The organism is Vibrio sp. DNB22_10_4, assembly GCF_052879755.1.
In genome coordinates, this window is record NZ_JBNNXW010000003.1 from 340,697 (window position 1) to 362,653 (window position 21,957).

The window sequence follows — 21,957 nt, forward strand, 5'->3', positions numbered from 1 at the left end:
ATGCATGTGATTTGATGAGCCAAATTATTTCTTCACCCAACTGTTTCACCGACAAGAAAGTCTCAAATGACCAAAACCCAGTTTATTGCGTATTTTTTGCGTCTGAATCGCACCTCTTATCTGCTAGCGATTTTTTTCATTTTCCTCGTTAACTGGTTACAAGTAGAGATCCCACGCTACATTCAATTAGCGATCGATCTTCTTGATGGCATCAGCAGCGAAAGCTATGGCCAATTGCAATATTACGTTTCCATCGTCGTGGTTATGGCCATTGCGATGATCATTACGCGCATACTATCGCGTATTTATGGCCTCAACCCTGGGCGTATAACGGAAGCTGAGCTAAAAAACATCCTGCTGAAAAAACTTAATCGCCTCCCAAATGAGTTCCACAGTCAGTTTGCTTCGGGACATCTGATTTCTATTGTTAATAACGACTTAATGGGGATTCGATTGATGTTTGGTGTCGGATTTCTGCAGCTATTTAATACCCTACTGGCCTTGTCATTAACTCCACTATGGATGTGGCGCATTTCACCGGAGCTGACTCTATATTCGGTGATCCCAATTATCATTGCCTTTGTGATTTTTCGCATCGGTTTTACCAAGATGAAAGATCTGCACATGGAGCATATGCGCCGTCTACAAAAGTATTCTGCTGAACTGATGAGCTACCTTTCCGCCATTGATTTGATAAAAAGTCAGCAGATGGGAGCCTGGGTGCAAACCGAAACCGACGCGCTAAATCAAAAGCTACTCAGATGCCAAATGAAGCTGACTCGCATTCAGGTGTTCTACATGCCCGTGTTGGATTACGCCAACAGTGTTATGAAGATTCTCATCTTAGGTCTTGGTGGCTACATGTTGATGCAGCAAGAGCTGACTCTGGGCGAAATCACCGCATTTTTGACCTACTCAGTACTGCTCTCGATACCGCTAATGGCACTTGGGCGAATCGCAACAATCTATCAGCGCGGTATGGTTGGCATCACCAGCTGTCAAACTATCTTGAACGCCGAAGTACCTGAAATTGACACCCAAACCTTGCCAGAAGAAACGCTTAATACCCTTAAAGGCCAGCCCTTTTCGGTTCGCAATCTCACCTACCGTTATTCGCAAGACGATGCTCCTATACTTGATGGCATTAGTTTCGATATTCCACCAGGTAAAAAAGTGGGGGTTTTAGGAAGCATTGGCGCCGGAAAAACGACCCTAGTGAACTGTCTTAATCACCATCTCGATGTACCAGGTAATTCAGTTTTTCTAGGCGATCGCGACATCACCAGTTTCTCCCGAAATGATTTGAGGCGCTTTGTAAAAACCATTACTCAAGATCCATATTTGTTCTCAGCAACCATCACAGAAAACGTCAAGTTCGGTAGCGGGAGTCGAACGATTAGCGACGACGATGTTCAAGGTGTACTGGACCTGAGTCAACTCGCTGGCGACGTGGAACGCTTTGAGCAAAAAGCGCAAACCGTGGTAGGCGAAAAAGGCGTTATGCTTTCCGGTGGGCAGAAGCAGCGCTTGAGTATTGCAAGGGCGCTGCTTGAGCCTTGCGATTTGCTTATTATGGACAATGTGCTCTCGGCTGTGGATTACGAAACAGAAAGGAAGATACTCGAAGGTCTGTTTGCTCGATTAGATCATCAATCGGTGCTTGTGGTCTCTCATCGCGTCAATGCCTTGGAATATATGGATGAGATTTTAGTGCTTAGCGAAGGCAAAGTACTCGCCAAAGGCGACCATGCGACTCTTTTAAAAACCTGTGACTACTACAAAGAGACCTGGCTACTACAGCAAACTGAAACGGAGGCAAACCCATGTTAAAAGGGTTAGATGTAAAGTACCTCAAACACTTCTTCCAGTTTGCTCAGCCTTATCGACGTACGGCATGGATAGGTGTCGCCATGTTGCCGCTCTCCATCGCGTGCAGTTTGCTGTTTCCATGGCTGATTATCCAAGTGATCGATGGCTACCTGTCCCACAGTAACGTTGATGGGTTGCTCACCCCTATCCTCTACTTAGTTGCAGTGCTGATTGTCAGTTACATCGTTGATACCACCTATGCCTACAACTTGCGTAAAACTGGTCAACACACCATTGCCGACATGCGCTCTGTGCTGGTGTCACGAGTGCTTAAACTGCCGCGCAGTTACTTCGATAACACACCAATTGGTATCACGTTGTCGCGGTTAACCAGCGATCTAGAAACCATTGGTGATTCGTTTGTTCAAGCCGTTGTGGGACTAGTGAGAGACAGTCTAAATACCATTGCACTTTTGATCATGATGCTGGTTATCGATTGGAAGCTCACTATGGTGGTATTAGTGGTGATGCCACCTGTGATTTATTTAACCGTCTATGTGCGTAATCGCCTACGCCAAATGCATCAAATTACCCGTTCTGCCCTTGCGCGAGGTATTGGGTACCTGCAAGAAGTGCTGCTCGGTGTAAAAACCGTTCAGTTATATCGCGCCGAGCAAGAAGTAGAGGCCAAATACCAAAGCTATACTGATGAGTTTTTAGCTGCGCAGATGAAGGTGAACAAATACGATGCGATTTTGTTCGCGTTTATCTCTGGCGTCACCTCGATCACCATCGCACTAATGATTTGGTTTGGCTCTGGGCAAGTGCTTGAAGCCTCGCTTACGCTAGGTGTATTGATTGCATTTATCAACACACTTGAGAAAGTGTTCATTCCGATCCGAGACTTCACCTCTCAAATTGCGTCTATTCAAAGCTCCTTTGCCGCTTTTGACCATATTGAGGAGCTATTTGTAGAACCGCTTGAGGAAGAAGGACATACACTGCTACCAAGTGATGAGATAAAGCCAAAGCTCGCAGAGTTCCAAAGCTTAGAGTTTCGTAATGTCAGCTTTAGGTATAAACAGGATGGGCCTTATGTGCTCAACAAGGTGTCTTTTACCCTCAATAAAGGTCATCAAGTCGCATTGGTGGGCTCTACGGGCTCTGGAAAGTCAACCATCATGCGTTTGATCACGAAAACCTATCGCGATTATGAAGGCAGTATTTTGCTTAATGGTATTGAGCTGTCACATATCGCGGCAGAAGATTGTGCTCACCTATTCTCTATGATGATGCAGGATGTTCACCTGTTTGAACAAAGCATTGATTTCAATATTGCGCTTGGTAAGCAAAGCGTCGGACGCGAGCAAGTTGTAGAAGCTGCACGCTATGTTTATGCAGATCGCTTTATCGATCAGCTCCCAAATAATTACGACTTTAAACTCGACAAAAATGGCGCAAACCTATCGGTTGGACAAACGCAGTTGATCTCGTTCGCGCGGGCCATCGCTCAAGGCGGGCAAATCATGATGCTGGACGAGGCCACCAGCTCTGTCGATTCCATTACAGAGGATTTAATCCAAAAAGCAATGAGTCGTTTGTATCAAGACAAAACCGTCATTGCCATTGCGCATCGCCTAAGTACCATTAAACACTCCGACATTATTCTTGTGCTCGACAAGGGCGAAATTGTCGAACGTGGCAATCATCAGCAACTCGTCGAATTTAATGGACTATACGCAAGTCTGCTAAATGAATCTAAAGGTGGCAGCCTAGATCAAATAAATGTGATTAATATGTAATCCAATTCCGATGATGTCATTAGTTAAAACTACATTTACTAATGACATCATTAATAAAACCCATCATTCTCATGACCGCAATGCCAGCTTTGCTTACTCTGCCTTATATTTTGTTTTAAATATTTTCTGTCTGTGTGAAAATAGCCGCCTATCCACTAGGATACCCAAAAATATACGTGCAATCTTCTAAATTTAAGGAGTATTTATGAGATTGATGGACTCGATCGCTAAGAAGTTAGTGCTAGCGATCGCCGCTATTATGGTAACGATATCGATATTCGCTTCCTATTTTATTGTTAATCAGCGCTCCGCTTCTGTAGAGAGTCAAGTGATTCAGGAAGTTCAGTTAGTTACTGAGAAAACCGTACGCTCCATTCACGAGTTCTTTCGCGAGCGCTCACGTGTGGTCACAACCTTGGCAGAAAACCCGTTTATTAACAACTGGTTTGCCAACTATACTCAGCGGGGTTCTAACATAGATAGCGACCCTACCTATCAGTCGATAGTTGATACCTTTCAATCTATTTCTAAGCACGATCCACTGATCAAGTCGGTCTTCTACGCTCCAGCCAATACTCATGAATATTTCGATCTCAACGGCCGTTATAACAACCTTGACTATTACACTACCAAGCGACCTTGGTGGTTTGAAGCACTAGAAAAAGACCGTCTTTTCATTACAAAACCACAAATTGATGCCAACGATAAAAGTATTGTCACTTCAATTAAAACCACGGTTAAAGATAATAAGCAGCAGCTTATTGGTGTCTTGGGAATTGATATTCTAGGGACAGAAATAAAACAAGGCTTGATTGATAAAATGCGCTATCAAGGTGTTGGTACGGGCTTTTTAATCGCCTCTGATGGTGGCATCATCGCATTTAACGACACCCAAAACCGCATTGATATGTCGACACTACCAACCCTCGGTGACGTCGATAAAGTGTTTGGTAATACATCCGGATTCGCCGAGCTGCAAAGCAACGTTCGCCAGCAAACCCAAACTATTGGTACTGTCGTTTTCAATGGCCAGCCACAGCTCGTATTTGTTGAAGCAGTCACCGACCCCACACTGGAGCTAGATTGGCGCGTGGGCTTTATGGTTCCAGAGAGTTTGATTACCGATCCGATTCAATCGACATTCTGGGGAACCGTTGCGGTCATTTTGTTGGTGCTTATCATCAGTGGCATGGCGATGATGTTCATCATTAATCGCTTCCTAACTCAACCGCTGAGTAACGTGGTTACGGCGATGGACAACATCGCAGTAGGTGAAGGCGACCTGACGCAGCGTTTAGAGTACGAACATAACGATGAGCTTGGTAAATTAAGTCGCTCATTTAACCTCTTTGTCAACGATATCCAGCAGACCACACAGCTTAGCCTTCGAACCACTGAGCAAGTCACTAACGACGCGATTGAACTGCATCGTATCGCTGAACACTTTGGCAACACCATCGCTAGTCAAAAAAGCTACATTGAGCAAATCGCCACAGCTTCGACGGAAATGTCACAAACGATCAGTGGTATTGCGGACAATGCGCAGACAGCACAACAGCATGCTTCAGATGCGTCAACGAGCTCTCAGCAGAGTCAAACACTGACTCACGACGCAAGCAATCTGATGAATGACATCTACCAAGATGTCTCAAAATCAGAGAAAGTGGTTGCCGTTCTTAATGACAATGCTACCGCCATTACTAGTGTGCTTGAGGTAATTAAAGGCGTCGCTGAGCAGACGAACCTACTCGCGCTCAACGCCGCGATTGAAGCCGCTCGCGCTGGTGAGCAAGGGCGTGGTTTTGCGGTCGTTGCCGATGAAGTTCGTACCCTCGCCCAGCGCACTCAACAGTCTACTGTTGATATTGAAGGCATCATCGCCACGCTACAAAGCTCTGCGGCTAACGCGGTAGATTCACTACGCATTGGCCGCTCTAAAACCGAGCAAGGCGTAGATATGATTGCAGAAGTCGACAATAAGCTACGCGAAATTCATCAAACGATGGAAATGATCGACTCTCAATCTCAAGAGATCGCCTCCATGGTGAATGAGCAAGCTATTGCCTCTGGCGAAATCAGTCAGCAGACCGTCTCTGTGGATCAGCTAGCCGAAGACAGTGTCGCAGACACACGCAAGATGCTAAGCAAAATCGACAAGCAGCTTGAAATGGTAGAAGAGCTTAAAAAGACGATTGGTAAATTTAAAGTAAGCTAAATCCTTTGAGATGAAGCATCAAAAGGGCTCATTTGAGCCCTTTTCTATACAAGAAAAACTCTAACTCTCCTGCTCATTTTCGTGAATCTTTCGGATAAGCTTGGCGGGCGTGCCTCCGTAAAGCGAGTCTGGTGGTACATCAGAATTAACCACAGAGTTCGCTGCAATCACTGAGCGAGCGCCAATAGTCACACCTTGGTTTATCACAACATTGCCCCCAATCCACACATCATCTTCGACGGCAATGGGGTCGCATTGTGTCGCCCAGTTGCGGCGTTTTAAGTAGTTTAAGTCGTGACTTGCACAGTAGAACTGGGTATTGGGACCAATCAACACGTTGTTGCCAATGGTGATTTTCGCGCCATCGAGCATGGTGACATTCATGTTGAGGAAGGTTTTCTTGCCAATCGAAATCGTTTTACCAAACTCACAGTAAAAAGGTGAACGAATAATGCTAGATCCATCCATACTCCCCATGAGTTGCTGAAACAGCTCACCACGTTGCGCTTCGTTAGTATTTTGATTGATGGCCTGTAGTAAATCCGCTGCATTTTGACGGATTTTATTAATGCTCTCCGAGCCACCATCAAACTCTTCGCCAGCAAGCATCTTTTCAAATTCGGTCATGTTATCTCTTTAGTTTTTAGTGAGTTATTATGAGCGGCATTGTAGCACTCTCCCACATCGCTTTTCATCCATCTCTACACGCGAGTAGAAAGCTAATCAAACCGAGTTTTCAGAAAGACTTTGGCATAAATACATGTAGCGATATCGATAACTAATTGAAGTGATTAGATCAAAAAAAAACCTGCCATAAGGCAGGTTTTCTATCATTCGAGTATCTGATTACTCTTCAGAAGCGTCGTCCGCTGCTGGTGCTTCAGGAGTATCGGTTGCTGCAGCATCTACTACCGCGCCTTCGGTACCCTCTTCACCTTCAAGTTCCGCTAGCTCTTCCACTTCATCGATGCGCTGTAGACCTACTACAGATTCATCAGAAGCGGTACGGATTAGTGTTACGCCTTGAGTGTTACGACCGACTTGGCTCACCTCTGCAACGCGAGTACGTACTAGCGTACCTGCATCGGTGATCATCATCATTTCGTCGCCTTCTTCAACTTGGACAGCGCCAACCACAGGACCGTTTCGCTCAGAGACTTTGATTGAAACCACACCTTGCGTTGCACGACCCTTAGTTGGGTACTCTTCAAGCTCAGTACGCTTACCGTAACCGTTTTGCGTAACGGTTAGAATGTCACCTTCGTTTGAAGGAACAATCAGAGACACCACTTGGTCATCGTCAGCCAGCTTCATACCGCGAACACCTGCCGCTGTACGGCCCATTGCGCGGACTTTGTCTTCGCTAAAGCGAACCACTTTACCCTGCTTCGAGAACAGCATCACATCGCTGTCGCCGTTAGTGATATCCACACCAATTAGCGAGTCATCGTCACGCAGGTTCACAGCGATTAGGCCGTTAGCACGTACGTTAGAGAACTGGTCTAGTGACGTCTTCTTCACTGTACCGTCGCCAGTTGCCATGAAGATGTACTTGTCAGCGCTGAACTCAGACACTGGCAGGATAGCCGTGATACGCTCACCTTCTTCTAGTGGAAGAATGTTAACGATAGGCTTACCACGAGCTGTACGGCTCGCTTGTGGCAATTGATATACTTTCAGACGGTAAGTCTTACCGCGCGTTGAGAAGCACAAGATGTTGTCGTGAGTGTTAGCAACAAGCAGACGCTCGATGTAATCCTCTTCCTTCATCTTAGTCGCACTCTTACCTTTACCACCACGACGCTGAGCTTCGTAGTCGCTTAGGTACTGATACTTGACGTAACCTTCATGAGACAGCGTTACTACTACGTCTTCACGAGCGATCAGCTCTTCCATATCAATGTCATGAACGGCAGCCGTAATTTCACTGCGACGCTCGTCACCGTAGGTCGCTTGAACTTCTTCTAGCTCTTCGGTGATCACTTCCATCAAGCGCTCTGTGCTAGAAAGGATGTGCATTAATTCTGCAATCTCTTCTAGAAGTGCTTTGTACTCTTCTAGGATCTTCTCATGCTCTAGACCAGTTAGACGGTGTAGGCGAAGTTCTAGAATCGCTTGAGCTTGTTGCTCAGTTAGGTAGTACAGACCATCACGGATGCCGTATTGATCTTCTAGCCAGTCTGGGCGAGCCGCGTCAGTACCGGCACGCTCTAGCATTGATGCTACGCTACCTAGTTCCCAACCACGAGAAACCAGACCAACTTTTGCTTCTGCAGGCGTTGGTGCGTTTTTGATGAGTTCGATAACTTCATCGATGTTCGCAAGGGCTAGGGATAGCGCTTCAAGGATGTGAGCACGGTCTCTTGCTTTACGAAGTTCGAAGATAGTACGACGAGTCACAACTTCACGGCGGTGATCAACGAAGCACTTCAGCATGTCCTTAAGGTTGAACAGCTGTGGCTGACCATTGTTTAGGGCAACCATGTTGATGCCGAACGTAGTTTGTAGCTGAGTCTGTGAGTACAGGTTGTTTAGAACCACTTCACCTACTGCGTCACGCTTACATTCGATAACAATGCGCATACCGTCTTTATCAGACTCATCACGTAGTGCGCTAATGCCTTCTACTTTCTTATCTTTAACAAGCTCTGCAATCTTTTCGATTAGGCGAGCCTTGTTCACTTGATAAGGGATCTCGGTAACAATGATGGTTTCTCTGCCATTCTTGTCTTCTTCGATCTCTGCTTTAGAACGCATGTAGACTTTACCACGACCCGTCTTGTAAGCATCGATGATGCCTTTACGACCACTGATCAGTGCCGCTGTCGGGAAATCTGGGCCCGGGATGTAATCCATGAGCTCATCAATCGAGATGTCTTCGTTCTTGATGTATGCCAAACAGCCATCGATAACTTCATTGAGGTTATGCGGTGGAATGTTGGTTGCCATACCTACCGCGATACCAGAAGAACCGTTTACTAGTAGGTTTGGAATCTTAGTCGGCAGAACCGCTGGAATTTGCTCTGTTCCATCATAGTTAGGAACATAGTCAACGGTTTCTTTGTCTAGGTCTGCTAATAGCTCATGAGCGATTTTAGCCATGCGGACTTCGGTATAACGCATTGCCGCCGCTGAATCGCCATCAATGGAACCGAAGTTACCTTGACCATCTACCAACATGTAGCGAAGCGAGAACGGCTGAGCCATACGAACAATAGTGTCGTATACAGCACTATCACCGTGTGGGTGATATTTACCGATTACGTCGCCGACAACACGGGCAGACTTTTTATATGGTTTATTCCAATCATTACCTAGCACATTCATCGCGAACAGAACGCGGCGGTGTACTGGTTTTAGGCCATCACGCACATCTGGAAGAGCACGACCCACGATAACTGACATCGCGTAGTCGAGATATGAGCCTCTCAGCTCATCTTCTATGTTTACGGGCGTGATCTCTTTAGCTAGATCGCTCATAGAGCCAATATCCCTCTATATTTTGATCGTATATTGATACGTATAAGGTGACAAAATATAACACAAGAATAGTGGGTTCGGCATCACTTTCCCTTCCCTTTTATTATGTTGTGACCTTGGTTGTGATTCAAACGTCCACAATTTGCACATTTTGAATCTATGGCTCTGAAAAATGGCGAAAAAACACTCAAAATGTTCGAGCTAAGTAGGCCGCAAGCCACAAATGCGCCAATTATGCTCACTGGGTAGGTTTTCCCAATTGAAATTGCGGTATACTTCCGCGCCATACCGGTGTGAAAAATGGCCGGAGCTACGTTTGAACAGAACTACGCATGAACGGAGCTAAAGTTAATCGGAACACAGAATTGTCGGAACAGAGAATTGGCACAGATGGATAAGCAACAAAACGTCGATCTAGACGAAATCAGAAAATTTGAAGAGATGGCAAGCCGTTGGTGGGACCTAGAGGGCGAGTTTAAACCTCTGCATCAAATCAACCCACTGCGCCTTAACTATGTGTTAGAAAAAGCCAATGGCCTTTTCGGCAAAACCGTACTCGATGTGGGTTGTGGTGGCGGTATCTTGGCAGAGAGCATGGCCAAGCAAGGTGCTAATGTCACTGGCCTGGATATGGGCAAGGAGCCACTGGAAGTCGCGCGCTTACATGCCCTAGAGACTGGCACTAAGCTCGTCTACGTTCAAAGCACGGTTGAAGAGCATGTTGCCGAAAACGCGGGTAAATACGACGTAGTGACCTGTATGGAAATGCTTGAGCATGTTCCAGATCCAGCATCCGTTATTGCTTCTTGTGCCAAACTCGTCAAGCCTGGTGGTCAAGTGTTCTTCTCTACCCTTAACCGCAACCTACAATCCTACTTGTTTGCCATTGTTGGTGCTGAGAAGCTACTTAAAATTGTTCCAGACGGCACTCATAGCCATGACAAGTTCATCAAGCCTTCTGAGCTTATTAAGATGATTGATGCCACCGAGCTGATTGAAAAAGGCATCACCGGCCTCTCCTACAATCCGCTAACGGATAGCTACAAGTTAGGTAAACGTGTAGACGTTAACTACATCGTCTACACTGAAAAGTCTCTCTAAAGGCTGCAGTGTATTAGTTGGTCATAGACACGAACTAATCAAACACAATATCTAGTACCAGCACCAATTTGGCGAGCGGAAATTGCACGCCAAATTAGTGCTACAAATCACGTTAACGAGCGGCCACAATTTGTTTACAAAAACAAGACACTTTCGTCGGTTTTGTGTACTGAAATCGCACTTTTAACCTCCTCATCAATAACAGCCAAAACTTGCCAAAGATCAAGGAATTTTTTTTCGCATTGTTTAAAACGAAACCGATCTGCTAGCACGTGTTTTTGTACAACTAATACGGGTCTAACTTCCATGGTAAGTATCCACTAACGTATTTTTTTCTTTCCCCTAGTTATCCACAGTTTCCTCAAATCGCCGAACTTGAAAATCTCGCTATATAGCACTATCTTGTAACCCGTAAACCAAATGACCCCTATATCTTGTGTTGGAAGCCAATTTTCATAGGGTGACATTGATCACGAAGCCTTCGCTAAGACTCAACAAAATTTCATAAAAGCGAGGTTTCATATTGTTTTGTTAGGGAACACCTCAGAATGAACCAGCAACTTTCCGTTACTAAACGTAATGGCCGCAAAGAAAGTATTGATCTCGAAAAAATCCACCGCGTTATCGCATGGGCTGCCGAAGGCCTAGACAACGTTTCTGTGTCGCAGGTGGAACTTAAGGCTCACATCCAGTTTTACGATGGCATTACAACGTCTGACATCCATGAAACTATCATCAAGTCTGCAGCAGACCTTATCTCTGAAGACGCACCAGACTACCAATACCTAGCAGCTCGCTTGGCTATCTTCCACCTACGTAAAAAAGCGTACGGTCAGTATGAGCCACCAGCGCTGTTCGACCATGTGTCGAAAATGGTTGAAATGGGTAAGTATGACGCGCACCTGCTTGAAGACTACACGAAAGCTGAGCTTGAAGAGCTGGACGATTACATCGACCACACTCGCGATCACGACTTCTCTTACGCTGCGGTTAAACAGCTGGAAGGTAAGTACTTCGTACAGAACCGTGTAAGCGGTCAAATCTACGAAAGTGCACAGTTCCTATACATCCTTGTTGCGGCTTGTCTATTTGGCAAGTATCCAAAAGAGACGCGTCTTGACTACATCAAGCGTTTTTATGATGCAACATCGACATTTAAAATTTCTCTACCTACACCAATTATGTCTGGTGTACGTACCCCTACTCGTCAGTTCAGCTCTTGTGTTCTGATTGAGTGTGGTGACAGCCTAGATTCGATTAACGCGACGGCAAGCTCTATCGTACGCTACGTATCACAACGCGCAGGTATCGGTATCAACGCGGGTCGTATTCGTGCTTTGGGTTCTGAAATCCGCGGCGGCGAAGCGTTCCACACTGGCTGTATCCCATTCTACAAATACTTCCAAACAGCGGTTAAGTGCTGTTCTCAAGGTGGTGTGCGTGGCGGTGCGGCGACGGTGTTCTACCCTATGTGGCACGGCGAAGTACAATCACTAATGGTTCTTAAGAACAACCGTGGTGTTGAAGAGAACCGTGTACGTCACATGGACTACGGTGTTCAGTTGAACAAACTGATGTACGCACGTCTTGTTCAAGGCGGCAACATTACGCTGTTCTCGCCATCAGACGTTCCTGGTCTTTACGACGCATTCTTCGAAGACCAAGATGAGTTCGAGCGTCTATACGTTAAGTACGAGAACGATCCGTCAATTAAGAAAGAGACGGTGAAAGCGGTCGAGCTATTCTCGCTACTAATGCAAGAGCGTGCATCTACCGGTCGTATCTACATCCAAAACGTCGACCACTGTAACACTCACAGCCCGTTTGACTCGAAGGTTGCACCAGTTCGTCAATCTAACCTATGTCTTGAGATTGCACTGCCAACTAAGCCACTGAAAAACGTGGAAGACGAATCAGGTGAGATTGCGCTATGTACGCTATCTGCATTCAACTTGGGTGCGATTAACGAGCTTGACGATCTGAAAGATCTGTCTGACCTAGTGGTTCGTGCACTTGATGCACTGCTCGATTACCAAGACTACCCACTACCAGCGGCATACCGTTCAACCATGAACCGCCGTACTCTGGGTGTTGGTGTGATTAACTACGCTTACTACCTGGCGAAAAATGGTGTTAAGTACTCGGATGGTTCCGCAAACAACCTCACTCACCGCACGTTCGAAGCGATTCAGTACCACCTACTGAAAGCGTCTGTCGAGCTTGCAAAAGAGCAAGGTCGCTGCCCATCGTTCCACGAGACAAACTACGCGAAAGGCTTGATGCCAATCGACACGTACAAGAAAGACATTGATCTCGTGTGTGACGAAGCACTTCATTACGATTGGGATGAGCTACGTGCAGAAATCATGGAGTTCGGTCTACGTAACTCAACACTGACTGCGCTAATGCCTTCAGAGACCTCTTCGCAGATCTCTAACGCAACCAACGGTATTGAGCCACCACGTGGTTACGTATCAGTGAAAGCGTCGAAAGACGGTATCCTGAAGCAGGTTGTGCCAGATTTTGCCAACCTAAAAGAGAACTATGAGCTACTGTGGAACATCGGTGGTAACGATGGTTACTTGCACCTTGTCGGTATCATGCAGAAGTTTGTTGACCAAGCTATCTCTGCCAACACTAACTACGACCCTAGCGTCTACGATAGTGGCAAAGTGCCAATGAAGAAACTGCTTCAAGACCTGCTAACTGCGTATAAGTTTGGTGTAAAGACACTTTACTACCATAATACTCGTGACGGCGCGAAAGACGACCAGAACGACAAAGCAGCAGTTGTTGAGCAAGACGACGATTGTGCAGGCGGTGGCTGTAAGATCTAATGTGCTAAGCACACATTCAATACAGCATTTAAGATTAGATTTCTCTGCCCTTCCTTGTGAAGGAAGGGCTTAAAAAGGATTGCAGCATCATGGCTTACAGTACTTTTACCCAAACTAAAAATAACGCGCTTAAAGAACCTATGTTCCTGGGTCAACCAGTCAACGTTGCGCGTTACGACCAACAAAAATTCGAAATTTTTGAAAAGCTGATCGAAAAGCAGCTTTCGTTCTTCTGGCGTCCAGAAGAAGTGGACGTTTCAAGCGACCGCATCGACTACAACAAGCTTCCAGAGCATGAAAAGCACATCTTCATCAGTAACCTGAAGTACCAAACGCTTCTAGACTCGATTCAAGGTCGTAGCCCTAACGTTGCTTTGCTACCGCTTGTGTCACTGCCTGAGCTAGAAACATGGATCGAGACATGGTCGTTCTCTGAGACTATCCACTCTCGTTCATACACGCACATCATCCGTAACATCGTTAACGATCCAGGTGTGGTTTTTGACGATATCGTTGAAAACGAGCACATCCTAAAGCGTGCGAAAGACATCGCACACTACTACGATGACTTGATTCAAGCGACAAACGACTACCACCGTTTCGGTGAAGGTACGCACAACATCAAAGGCGAAGAAGTTAAAGTTAACTTGTACGACCTGAAGAAGAAGCTGTACCTATGCCTGATGTCAGTGAACGCACTAGAAGCGATTCGTTTCTACGTGAGTTTCGCTTGCTCGTTCGCATTTGCAGAGCGTGAGCTGATGGAAGGTAACGCGAAAATCATCAAGCTTATTGCTCGCGATGAAGCGCTGCACCTAACCGGTACTCAGCACATGATTAACCTGCTTCGCAACGGTCAAGACGATTTCTCATTCATGCAAATCGCTGAAGAATGCAAGCAAGACTGTTTCGACCTATTCAAAGAGGCGGCAGAGCAAGAGAAAGAGTGGGCAGAATACCTGTTCAAAGACGGCTCTATGATTGGTCTAAACAAAGACATCCTATGCCAATACGTTGAATATATCACCAACGTTCGTATGCAGGCCGTTGGTCTTGGTGCCGCTTACCCAGAAGCAACATCGAACCCAATTCCTTGGATCAATGCTTGGCTGTCTTCTGATAACGTACAGGTTGCGCCGCAAGAAGCAGAAATCAGCTCTTACCTTGTCGGTCAAATCGACAACGAAGTAAGCGCAGACGACTTTGAGGGCTTCGAACTTTAATGCCAACCATCAAGATAAACTCTATCACCACGATCGAGTCTAACCCTTCCAACACCGTCCTAGAGACAATGGAACAAGCTGGGTTAGAACCAGAGTATAACTGCCGAGATGGTCACTGCGGTGCCTGTCGCTGCACATTGGTCTCTGGCGAAGTGGAGTACGTAGGGTTTGCGATGGCTTACACACAGGCAAACGAGATTTTGCCGTGTATTTGTCGTGCGAAAACTGACATTCAGCTCGACAATATAGCGCATCAAATAAAGAAGCGTGCTTAGTTCAGCACCTCTCATAAAAGCGGCTCAATCGAGCCGCTTTTTACTTTTAACTACAAATTATTCCTTTACATCCGGTGAAGTAAGCCCCATACTGCGCCCTTCTGCTGTTTAGCGGTATTAAGTGAAATCTTCAGTTGTAAAAGTAAAACTCTCAGAATCTCTTCGTTATTGTTGTAATCCTCAGTGTTTCCCTATGCTTCATCGATGTATTTAATAAGTCTAAACCCAGCAGTTCATGCAATTTTGCATCAATTTTTTAAGTAATAAGGGACACATCATGTCTAACAAAGTAAACGGCGTAGTAAAATGGTTTAACGAAGAGAAAGGTTTTGGCTTCCTATCTCAAGACGACGGCGGTGCAGACGTATTCGTTCACTTCCGTGCTATCGCATCTGAAGGCTTCAAAACACTTACAGAAGGCCAAAAAGTGTCTTTTGAAGTAGAACAAGGCCAAAAAGGCCTGCAAGCTGCAAACGTTGTAGCTCTGTAATAGTTCAAAAACAAGTGGAGCGGTTGCTGACTGTTCCACTTGTTTGCTTACCGCTCAGTAATTAATCGCTCCCGTACTGCAAGCCTCTCGAAATCTTCTAGCACAGCCCAACCTCTCTAAGTTCTCGCTACACATTTTTCAACAAGCAAGCCCACTGAGTTAATCTATAACACTGAGTGCACTACACCTATATTCAAACCAACTAATAAGGCAAATTATGTCTCGTTCCATCGGCAGAAAGCGCTTCTGGTTTTATCAAAATCGTGAAGCAAGCAAACATACCAGAGATTTAAAATCGGAGATTCATGAAAATAGTATTCAAATCCACCATCGATAACCACACTTGGGAAACCGAAACACATCAACTCAATAGCGATATCTTACTTAGACACTTTCTAAGTAAAGCGAAAACCAAAGACTTACATATAGACTTCAGCTACTGTGAACTTACCCAATGTGGAGTGATCACAGACCGGCATGAACAGATTATTGGTCACTTTTCCCTGTTAACCTAGCGCATTCCTCGCCCCAGAATCTTTAAGCTTTTCATGTGAATTCACTATAGCCAACTCGTACCGTTAGAAGGTGCCCTCGTTGAGCCGACTTCTATAGTGAGATTCAAACCTTACTTGACTCTTTTCCCCACATCACTGTCTGTTGGTGGCGATAAGACAATCGTCATTTTTTGCTTGAAGCTCATGTCTCTTCGAGACAGTGCTCTCACTATTTCATTCCATTCACGAAACGTAACAACAAAAGGGTTAAAACTATTCACCGGCTTACTGATACCATATCGAACCTCTTCAACTTCTGGTTCAAACGTCCCAAAAATACGATCCCAAACAATTAATATGCCAGCATAATTCTTATCGATATACTGAGCATTGACCCCATGATGTACTCGGTGATGGGAGGGCGTGTTAAACACCCATTCTAAAGGGCCAAGTTTACGAATCCACTGGGTATGTACAAAGAATTGAAGCCCCAAGTTAAGCAAAACCACGAACACTACCCATTTAGGTTCGAAGCCAATAATGATGAGGGGCATCCAAAATAACCACATGCCAGCCAGCGGATACATTAAGCTTTGGCGAAACGCGGTGCTGAAATTCATGTTCTCTGAGCTATGATGAACGACATGAGCCGCCCACATCCAACGCACTCGATGACTGGCGCGGTGAAACCAGTAGTAAAAGAAATCTTGTAGCACCATGAGTAACAGGAACATCGTAAGCGACATTTCTATATCAAATAGTTTCCACCCAAACACAAGCAAATAAAGCTTAGCGATGAACAAACCCGCCAATAAGTCAGACAGTTGATGTAGTCCCGCTAGAGAAAAATTGCAGACTAACTCTTTAACAGTGTATCGCGCTGATGCTGGTAGTTTGTCGCTTCTTTGCCCAAACCAATACTCCAGCCCCATCATGAGAATAAAAATGGGTGCTAGAGCTATTAATAACAATTCAGGTTTGTCGGCGAGGGTTTCCATACTCATCCTTTTTTCTACTCTCTCGGGTCAACGTTTACCATTTGGCGTGATGATCTTCCGTCAGACCCAATACGTTCTCGATCTGATAGGTCTTTTCGGTTGATAATGAAATCGTTCCAGAAAACATACCTATAAATTGGCGAAAGTTGCTTTTAAGTAACCACAGATTGAGTTGCTCCTTACGCACAGTCTTGGGGCTAAAGCGAAGGTCAATCTGTCCATTAGAATCATAAATTCGCCAGGCAGAATCTGGATTTTGACGGTCAAATTCAAACAGTACAGCAGGAAGAAGTATTCTTTGCCCATCTATCCATAAGGCATTTTCGTTCACTCCAGTTTCATTCACGCCTGCCGCGAGGTTTAACCCTATTCGGGTTCCGTTAGAATCTGCGCTGATACTCGCCCAACGCCAACTTGTCTCACGGCGCATAAACCCCGCAGAAAAGTCATAGCCAGCCCGCGCATTGCTCAGCGACACTGAACTGCCAGCTACACTCAAACTGCCAGAGACATCCAGCGCATTGTGCTTCTGAGTATAGGTCCAGCCTGAGTAACCAGTCGGTGAGCACACCATGATTGGAGCACTGTCATGACTGGGCGGCGTCAGAGTGATGTCCATAGAGAAATGCTTAGACTTAACGACTACACTCCAAACACCTTCTTCGATTTGCAAAGCGAGAGCACCACCGTTAAATACGGCTTTCCCTTGCCAAGGCGACGGCGTCATCGTGTAGCCGAGCCCCAAAGGCCGAAGCCAACTTTGTTCAAGCAACTCATCTCGCTTGATGTCATAGAGATAACAGAAGCTGTTGCCTACATAACGTATATCAGCAATGGCAAACCCAATGACATAATCTGGCGTAAACACGCTAATGAACTGGAATTGTTTGTAGTGGAAATACTTAGCGACCGAACTGCGCTGTTTGTCCATGGTAGAGAAATAGCGAAAACTCTCGACGTCCAGCTGCTCTGGTATTGAAGTGAGATATCCCTGCAATGGGCGCCCAGTCTCATCGATTAAGGTTTTAATTTGCTGAATTGACGAGAGTTCCATACTCGAACACCTATAGTGTGGTGATAGATTGTACAAGTATGAGTCAAATTCTATGTTCTAGACGAGCGTTAGAGCAAAAGCACCAAAGCGATCACAGTTTCAATAAAATTCGTTAAGAACAACGTGAATAATGTGGCACAAAAAGAAAGGGCTGACGCACAGGTCAGCCCAAAAGGAATGAATTTTTTTAATCGACTGTCGACAAAATTGAATCGGCGGTACCCATAGATACGCTCTTATCGGCGACATGACGACCACCATCGTCATAAAGCGAGATTCGGAAACCATCGTCGGACAGGATTTCTTCCATAGGAGCCTTCAACCACATAGCTGCTATATCACCATACTTTTTACTGAACGCTTCACCAAGCATGATTTGCTCATTAGCTACTTGATAAAACACTCTTATTTTAGATTGTTGGATCATATCTCCCCCCTCCTGCACACCACTATATTTAGGGTGAACATTGATTCTAATCAATTGGAGAAAAACAGCTACTCTCAAAAATGAGAATTTGAAATTCCCTTTAGAGATCAGTTTATTGTGAGCTAGATCCAATTTTCATATATAAATAACTAAATAGCATATTCAACCAATCGCATTTCAGTATCGATGAATCAAGATAACTTATCAAGCGGCAGGAATATATCTTGAGTTCTAGTCAAGAACCCATAGTCAGGAAACATCGGTTGATTGTCTAGGTATCGACGTAGCATGTCGCCAGCTACCGTACTGATCACGGTTTTGACACTCTTTTGGTTATAGCTTCTTTGGAGTTTGAGTGTCTGCCCCCACTCTCCTTTTGGTGTTGAGATCGCAACAGAGAACTGCTCGTTCTCTAGTTTACCAGTCGAGATGGCGATATCGGCCGAGCAGTTCCCTTTGGTCGCTCCAGCAAGCGCCAACGTTGCTCCCAGCTGTTCACTATCACGATCTAACGGTGAAGTCGTTTTTGAGCCCAAGATCCATGTAGCACCGCAATATTTAGATATCAGCTCCTCATCTTGTAGCCAAGATGCCAAGTATCCCTTAGTGGAATGCTCAGAGATGGCTATTGTCGGCTTGTGAAAATCAACCAGATGACCGATACGCTCCAACATAGGTTCATCAACGCTGACCACATTGCTGTGCAGAAGTTTCTCTATCATAGAAAGCACACGAGCCCCTGTTTCCAAATCATCCGACGGTCCAAAAAGCTTCACTTCGATAAACGGTAAATACGAGCGATAGCCAAGCTCATAATCGGCAGGGAGCTGAATATTAGATAGCGTGTCAGCAATACCAGATTCAGAAAGACCAAACGTATAAACACGACGACATACTCGTCCCTGTTGAGATGGGAACAGAGTTGTAAGATCTGGGATGATTTGTTCGATTGCCATCTTCTTAAACTCGCTCGGCACACCGGGCGTGAAATAAAACAGACAATCGTTAATCATCATTTTGAAGCCACACGCGGTACCGATTGGGTTATCCACTACTGTAGCATTCGCAGGCAACATCGCTTGTTTGATGTTGCTCTCAGGCATCAGTTTACCGCGTTTTGCATAGAAGGATTTTAAGTTAGCTAGCCACCCTTGATTCAATACCAAAGGCTCATCCGCTGCTTCCGCTGCTACCTCTGCACTCAAGTCATCCGATGTAGGACCTAAACCGCCATTAACAATCACCACATCAAGGTTAAGACTCAACATCACCAGTTCTTGCAGCAAAGACGCTCGTTGATCGCCGACCGTCGAGCGTTTATACATAGAAAACCCATGCTCATAAAAGACACGACTGAGCCAAGCGGCGTTGGTATCCACAATGTCACCATAAAGCACCTCTTCTCCAGTACTCAGCATCGCTATTTTAGGCATGATCTCTCCTTATTTGTTTTTCTTTAAGAATGACATGAGTAAAGGAAATAGCAATAGCGTTGACCAAGCAAATCATTGGATTAGCAGAACATTAACCTAACCATACTGTACGGTCGGTATGGGCATCGTTATAATATTGAATCAACTCGTATGGGAAGTGATACATGGCAGATCTAAAACAGACACTACTTGATGCTGGTTTTGAGCTTATCAGTGAGCATGGATTCGCTGGTATTGGCATCATGAAGATAATCCAACAAGCCAATGCAACCAAAGGCTCGTTCTATCATCACTTCAAATCGAAAGAAGACTTCGGACGCCAATTACTAGAAGACTACTTCGAGGATCATCTCACAACTGTGATCTCATACCTTAGTGATGAAAGTGTGCCGTTTGCAGAGCGAGTTTTAAAATACTTCGAATTCTGGTCCGACTCTAAAGTGACGGGCGAGTTTCAGGTCAAGTGCTTAGTGGTAAAACTCTCTGGTGAAATAGCTGGGACATCATCAAGCATGCAATCTGAGCTCGACAAAGGCGCAGAGAAAGTGATTAATCGTATGGCTGATTACTTTACCGAAGGTAATTCGCTAGGTGTCATGTCAGTCCCTGAGCCCTATGAGGCGTCCCGTTCACTGTATGCTAAATGGTTAGGCGCAACCTTACTTTGTGCAATCCAAAAAGACCGATCGCATCTAGAACAGGCGATGCGTGAAACTGCGCAGTTAGTCGGTAGTAAATAGCTATTCCTAAGCACCATCAAATCTCTATAAGAAAGGGCTGTTTCCAGCCCTTTGTCATTTAACGTCCTATACCTGATGCATCGACGGCCTCAGGCTCAAATGTAAGTGGCGGCCACTCTTTAAAGGTCTCTAAGTGCTGCTTAACCGCAGCTTGAGCAGGCCCAAATGCCCACATTTTTTTACCCATCCAGTTGATGTACATACCCGACTCTTCCGCAGCTCGCTCGTAAGGATCTCGGCGAAGATTAAACAGCAGTGGCGCATTAAGCTCTTCTTTTGGACCGCTCCAACCATGGTTTTGAACGATAAAGTGCGCTTTCCAATCACCTACTCGCACCGCTTGCAACCTATCGCGCTCATAGTAGATGATCTCTTTACGGTTTGAAGATCCTTGCTCTGTTAGCATCGACATTTGGTTGTAACCGTCTAAGTGAGCTTTGTAACCCTCATACCCCGTCAACATCTGCTCTTTAAGATCACTCGGCCCACCAGCAGCGTCAACGAGCGTTGGCAACCAGTCCATACCGTCAAACATACCATTGTGAACTTTTCCAGCTGGAATTTTTCCTGGCCAACTCACAAGCAATGGCGCTCTCACCCCACCTTCCCAAGTTGACCCTTTTTCACCATGAAATGGTGTCATGCCGCCATCCGGCCAAGTCATAATCTCAGGTCCATTATCCGCGGTAAAGATCACTATGGTATTGTCAGCGACACCCAACTCCTCAAGTTTGGCCAGCATTTCCCCTACATGATCATCAAGGTCTTTCATCACCACTTCTTGAAGTCCCCAGCCGTTTTGACCAAGCATAGCTTCATACTCTGGTGACAAGTGAGTCCATACGTGACCTCTCGAGGGGCAGTACCAGGTAAAGAACGGTTTATCATCTTTAACGGCTCGCTCAATAAAGTTGATGGCGTGTTTGTTCACTTCGTCATCTAAGGTTCGCATTCGATCTGTGGTTAATGGGCCATCATCAGTGATGGTTTGCCCACCTTTACCATCAGATTTCGCATGAATCACATTTCTAGGAGCAAACTTCTGAAAAGCTTCGTCTTTAGGCCAGTCTGGATCTTCGGTGTACTCCATTGCGTTTAGGTGATACAACCATCCCCAATACTCATCAAAACCATTCATCGTAGGTAGTACCGCATCCAAATCGCCAAGGTGATTTTTACCAAACTGGCCAGTGGTATAGCCGAGCGTTTTGAGGATTTCTGGTAGTGTAGGTGTATCAGGATTGAGCCCTACTGGACTGCCCGGAAGCCCCACGGTATGCATACCGGTTCTAACAGGAAATTGCCCAGTAATGAATGCCGAACGCCCTGCGGTACAAGATGGCTGGGCATAATAATCGGTAAGTAGCATGCCCTTTTCAGCGATACTATCAATATTTGGCGTCTCACTGCTCATCACGCCACGGTGATAAGCACTAAGGTTTGAAATACCAATATCATCAGTAAAAATAACAAAAATATTTGGCGGCTTATCCTCTGCATTTGCTAGCGCGGTAAACCCCAGGAATATGACCAATAGAAATCTAATTATGTGACGATGCATCCTGCCTCCCTTATACAT

17 protein-coding genes are annotated in these 21,957 nt (G+C 45.5%); 10 read left to right on the forward strand and 7 right to left on the reverse strand.

Annotation, left to right across the window (positions count from 1 at the left end; genetic code table 11):
* The first annotated feature begins 66 nt into the window (after window positions 1-66).
* The 3 genes from ACVA6Q_RS12450 to ACVA6Q_RS12460 all read left to right on the forward strand — a co-directional run bounded on the left by ACVA6Q_RS12450 (window position 67) and on the right by ACVA6Q_RS12460 (window position 5,826).
* On the forward strand, window positions 67-1,830 hold the full coding sequence (locus tag ACVA6Q_RS12450; protein ID WP_446647717.1) for an ABC transporter ATP-binding protein: 1,764 nt from the start codon (window positions 67-69) through the stop codon (window positions 1,828-1,830).
* Window positions 1,824-3,611: an ABC transporter ATP-binding protein gene (locus ACVA6Q_RS12455; protein ID WP_353498466.1), complete on the forward strand. Its 1,788-nt coding sequence runs from the start codon at window positions 1,824-1,826 to the stop codon at window positions 3,609-3,611. The genes ACVA6Q_RS12450 and ACVA6Q_RS12455 overlap by 7 nt, the downstream gene beginning before the upstream one ends.
* A gap of 205 nt (window positions 3,612-3,816) precedes the next feature.
* Window positions 3,817-5,826 (forward strand): methyl-accepting chemotaxis protein, encoded by a 2,010-nt coding sequence (locus ACVA6Q_RS12460; protein ID WP_446647718.1) that lies wholly within the window; start codon window positions 3,817-3,819, stop codon window positions 5,824-5,826.
* A gap of 60 nt (window positions 5,827-5,886) precedes the next feature.
* On the opposite strand, the gene ACVA6Q_RS12465 is transcribed toward ACVA6Q_RS12460, so the two are convergent.
* Complete coding sequence (locus ACVA6Q_RS12465; RefSeq protein WP_446647719.1) at window positions 5,887-6,453, reverse strand: sugar O-acetyltransferase; 567 nt, start codon at window positions 6,451-6,453, stop codon at window positions 5,887-5,889.
* A 219-nt stretch (window positions 6,454-6,672) separates the two neighbouring features.
* Window positions 6,673-9,306 carry a DNA topoisomerase (ATP-hydrolyzing) subunit A gene (gene gyrA, locus ACVA6Q_RS12470; protein WP_446647720.1) on the reverse strand — a complete coding sequence of 878 codons (2,634 nt, stop codon included), beginning with the start codon at window positions 9,304-9,306 and terminating at the stop codon, window positions 6,673-6,675.
* Window positions 9,307-9,696: 390 nt separating this feature from the next.
* On the opposite strand from gyrA, the gene ubiG reads away from it, so the two are divergent.
* From ubiG to ACVA6Q_RS12500, 6 genes are all read left to right on the forward strand, one after another.
* Complete coding sequence (gene ubiG / locus ACVA6Q_RS12475; protein WP_446647721.1) at window positions 9,697-10,407, forward strand: bifunctional 2-polyprenyl-6-hydroxyphenol methylase/3-demethylubiquinol 3-O-methyltransferase UbiG; 711 nt, start codon at window positions 9,697-9,699, stop codon at window positions 10,405-10,407.
* Between the two features lie 548 nt (window positions 10,408-10,955).
* Complete coding sequence (nrdA, locus tag ACVA6Q_RS12480) at window positions 10,956-13,244, forward strand: class 1a ribonucleoside-diphosphate reductase subunit alpha (RefSeq protein ID WP_353498460.1); 2,289 nt, start codon at window positions 10,956-10,958, stop codon at window positions 13,242-13,244.
* Between the two features lie 89 nt (window positions 13,245-13,333).
* Entirely contained in the window at window positions 13,334-14,467 is a 1,134-nt protein-coding gene (nrdB, locus tag ACVA6Q_RS12485) for a class Ia ribonucleoside-diphosphate reductase subunit beta (protein ID WP_353498459.1), read from the forward strand.
* Window positions 14,467-14,742: a class I ribonucleotide reductase maintenance protein YfaE gene (gene yfaE / locus ACVA6Q_RS12490; protein ID WP_353498458.1), complete on the forward strand. Its 276-nt coding sequence runs from the start codon at window positions 14,467-14,469 to the stop codon at window positions 14,740-14,742. The genes nrdB and yfaE overlap by 1 nt, the downstream gene beginning before the upstream one ends.
* 277 nt (window positions 14,743-15,019) lie before the next feature.
* On the forward strand, window positions 15,020-15,232 hold the full coding sequence (gene cspE, locus ACVA6Q_RS12495; protein WP_353498457.1) for a transcription antiterminator/RNA stability regulator CspE: 213 nt from the start codon (window positions 15,020-15,022) through the stop codon (window positions 15,230-15,232).
* A gap of 305 nt (window positions 15,233-15,537) precedes the next feature.
* The gene (locus ACVA6Q_RS12500; protein ID WP_446647722.1) at window positions 15,538-15,747 is read left to right on the forward strand and encodes a hypothetical protein; all 210 of its coding nucleotides are present in this window, start codon (window positions 15,538-15,540) and stop codon (window positions 15,745-15,747) included.
* Between the two features lie 110 nt (window positions 15,748-15,857).
* Here the strand turns inward: ACVA6Q_RS12500 and ACVA6Q_RS12505 are convergent, their stop codons facing one another.
* The 4 genes from ACVA6Q_RS12505 to ACVA6Q_RS12520 all read right to left on the reverse strand — a co-directional run bounded on the left by ACVA6Q_RS12505 (window position 15,858) and on the right by ACVA6Q_RS12520 (window position 19,638).
* Window positions 15,858-16,730 (reverse strand): sterol desaturase family protein, encoded by an 873-nt coding sequence (locus tag ACVA6Q_RS12505; protein ID WP_446647723.1) that lies wholly within the window; start codon window positions 16,728-16,730, stop codon window positions 15,858-15,860.
* Window positions 16,731-16,758: 28 nt separating this feature from the next.
* Entirely contained in the window at window positions 16,759-17,778 is a 1,020-nt protein-coding gene (locus tag ACVA6Q_RS12510) for a DUF2804 domain-containing protein (protein ID WP_446647724.1), read from the reverse strand.
* A gap of 187 nt (window positions 17,779-17,965) precedes the next feature.
* A complete protein-coding gene (locus ACVA6Q_RS12515; protein ID WP_353498453.1) occupies window positions 17,966-18,205 on the reverse strand; it encodes a hypothetical protein in 240 nt (79 codons plus the stop codon).
* 191 nt (window positions 18,206-18,396) lie between these two features.
* The gene (locus tag ACVA6Q_RS12520) at window positions 18,397-19,638 is read right to left on the reverse strand and encodes a CinA family nicotinamide mononucleotide deamidase-related protein (RefSeq protein WP_446647725.1); all 1,242 of its coding nucleotides are present in this window, start codon (window positions 19,636-19,638) and stop codon (window positions 18,397-18,399) included.
* Window positions 19,639-19,802: 164 nt separating this feature from the next.
* On the opposite strand from ACVA6Q_RS12520, the gene ACVA6Q_RS12525 reads away from it, so the two are divergent.
* Window positions 19,803-20,378: a TetR/AcrR family transcriptional regulator gene (locus tag ACVA6Q_RS12525; RefSeq protein ID WP_446647726.1), complete on the forward strand. Its 576-nt coding sequence runs from the start codon at window positions 19,803-19,805 to the stop codon at window positions 20,376-20,378.
* 58 nt (window positions 20,379-20,436) lie between these two features.
* On the opposite strand, the gene ACVA6Q_RS12530 is transcribed toward ACVA6Q_RS12525, so the two are convergent.
* Window positions 20,437-21,939: an arylsulfatase gene (locus ACVA6Q_RS12530; protein ID WP_446647727.1), complete on the reverse strand. Its 1,503-nt coding sequence runs from the start codon at window positions 21,937-21,939 to the stop codon at window positions 20,437-20,439.
* Between the last annotated feature and the right edge of the window lie 18 nt (window positions 21,940-21,957).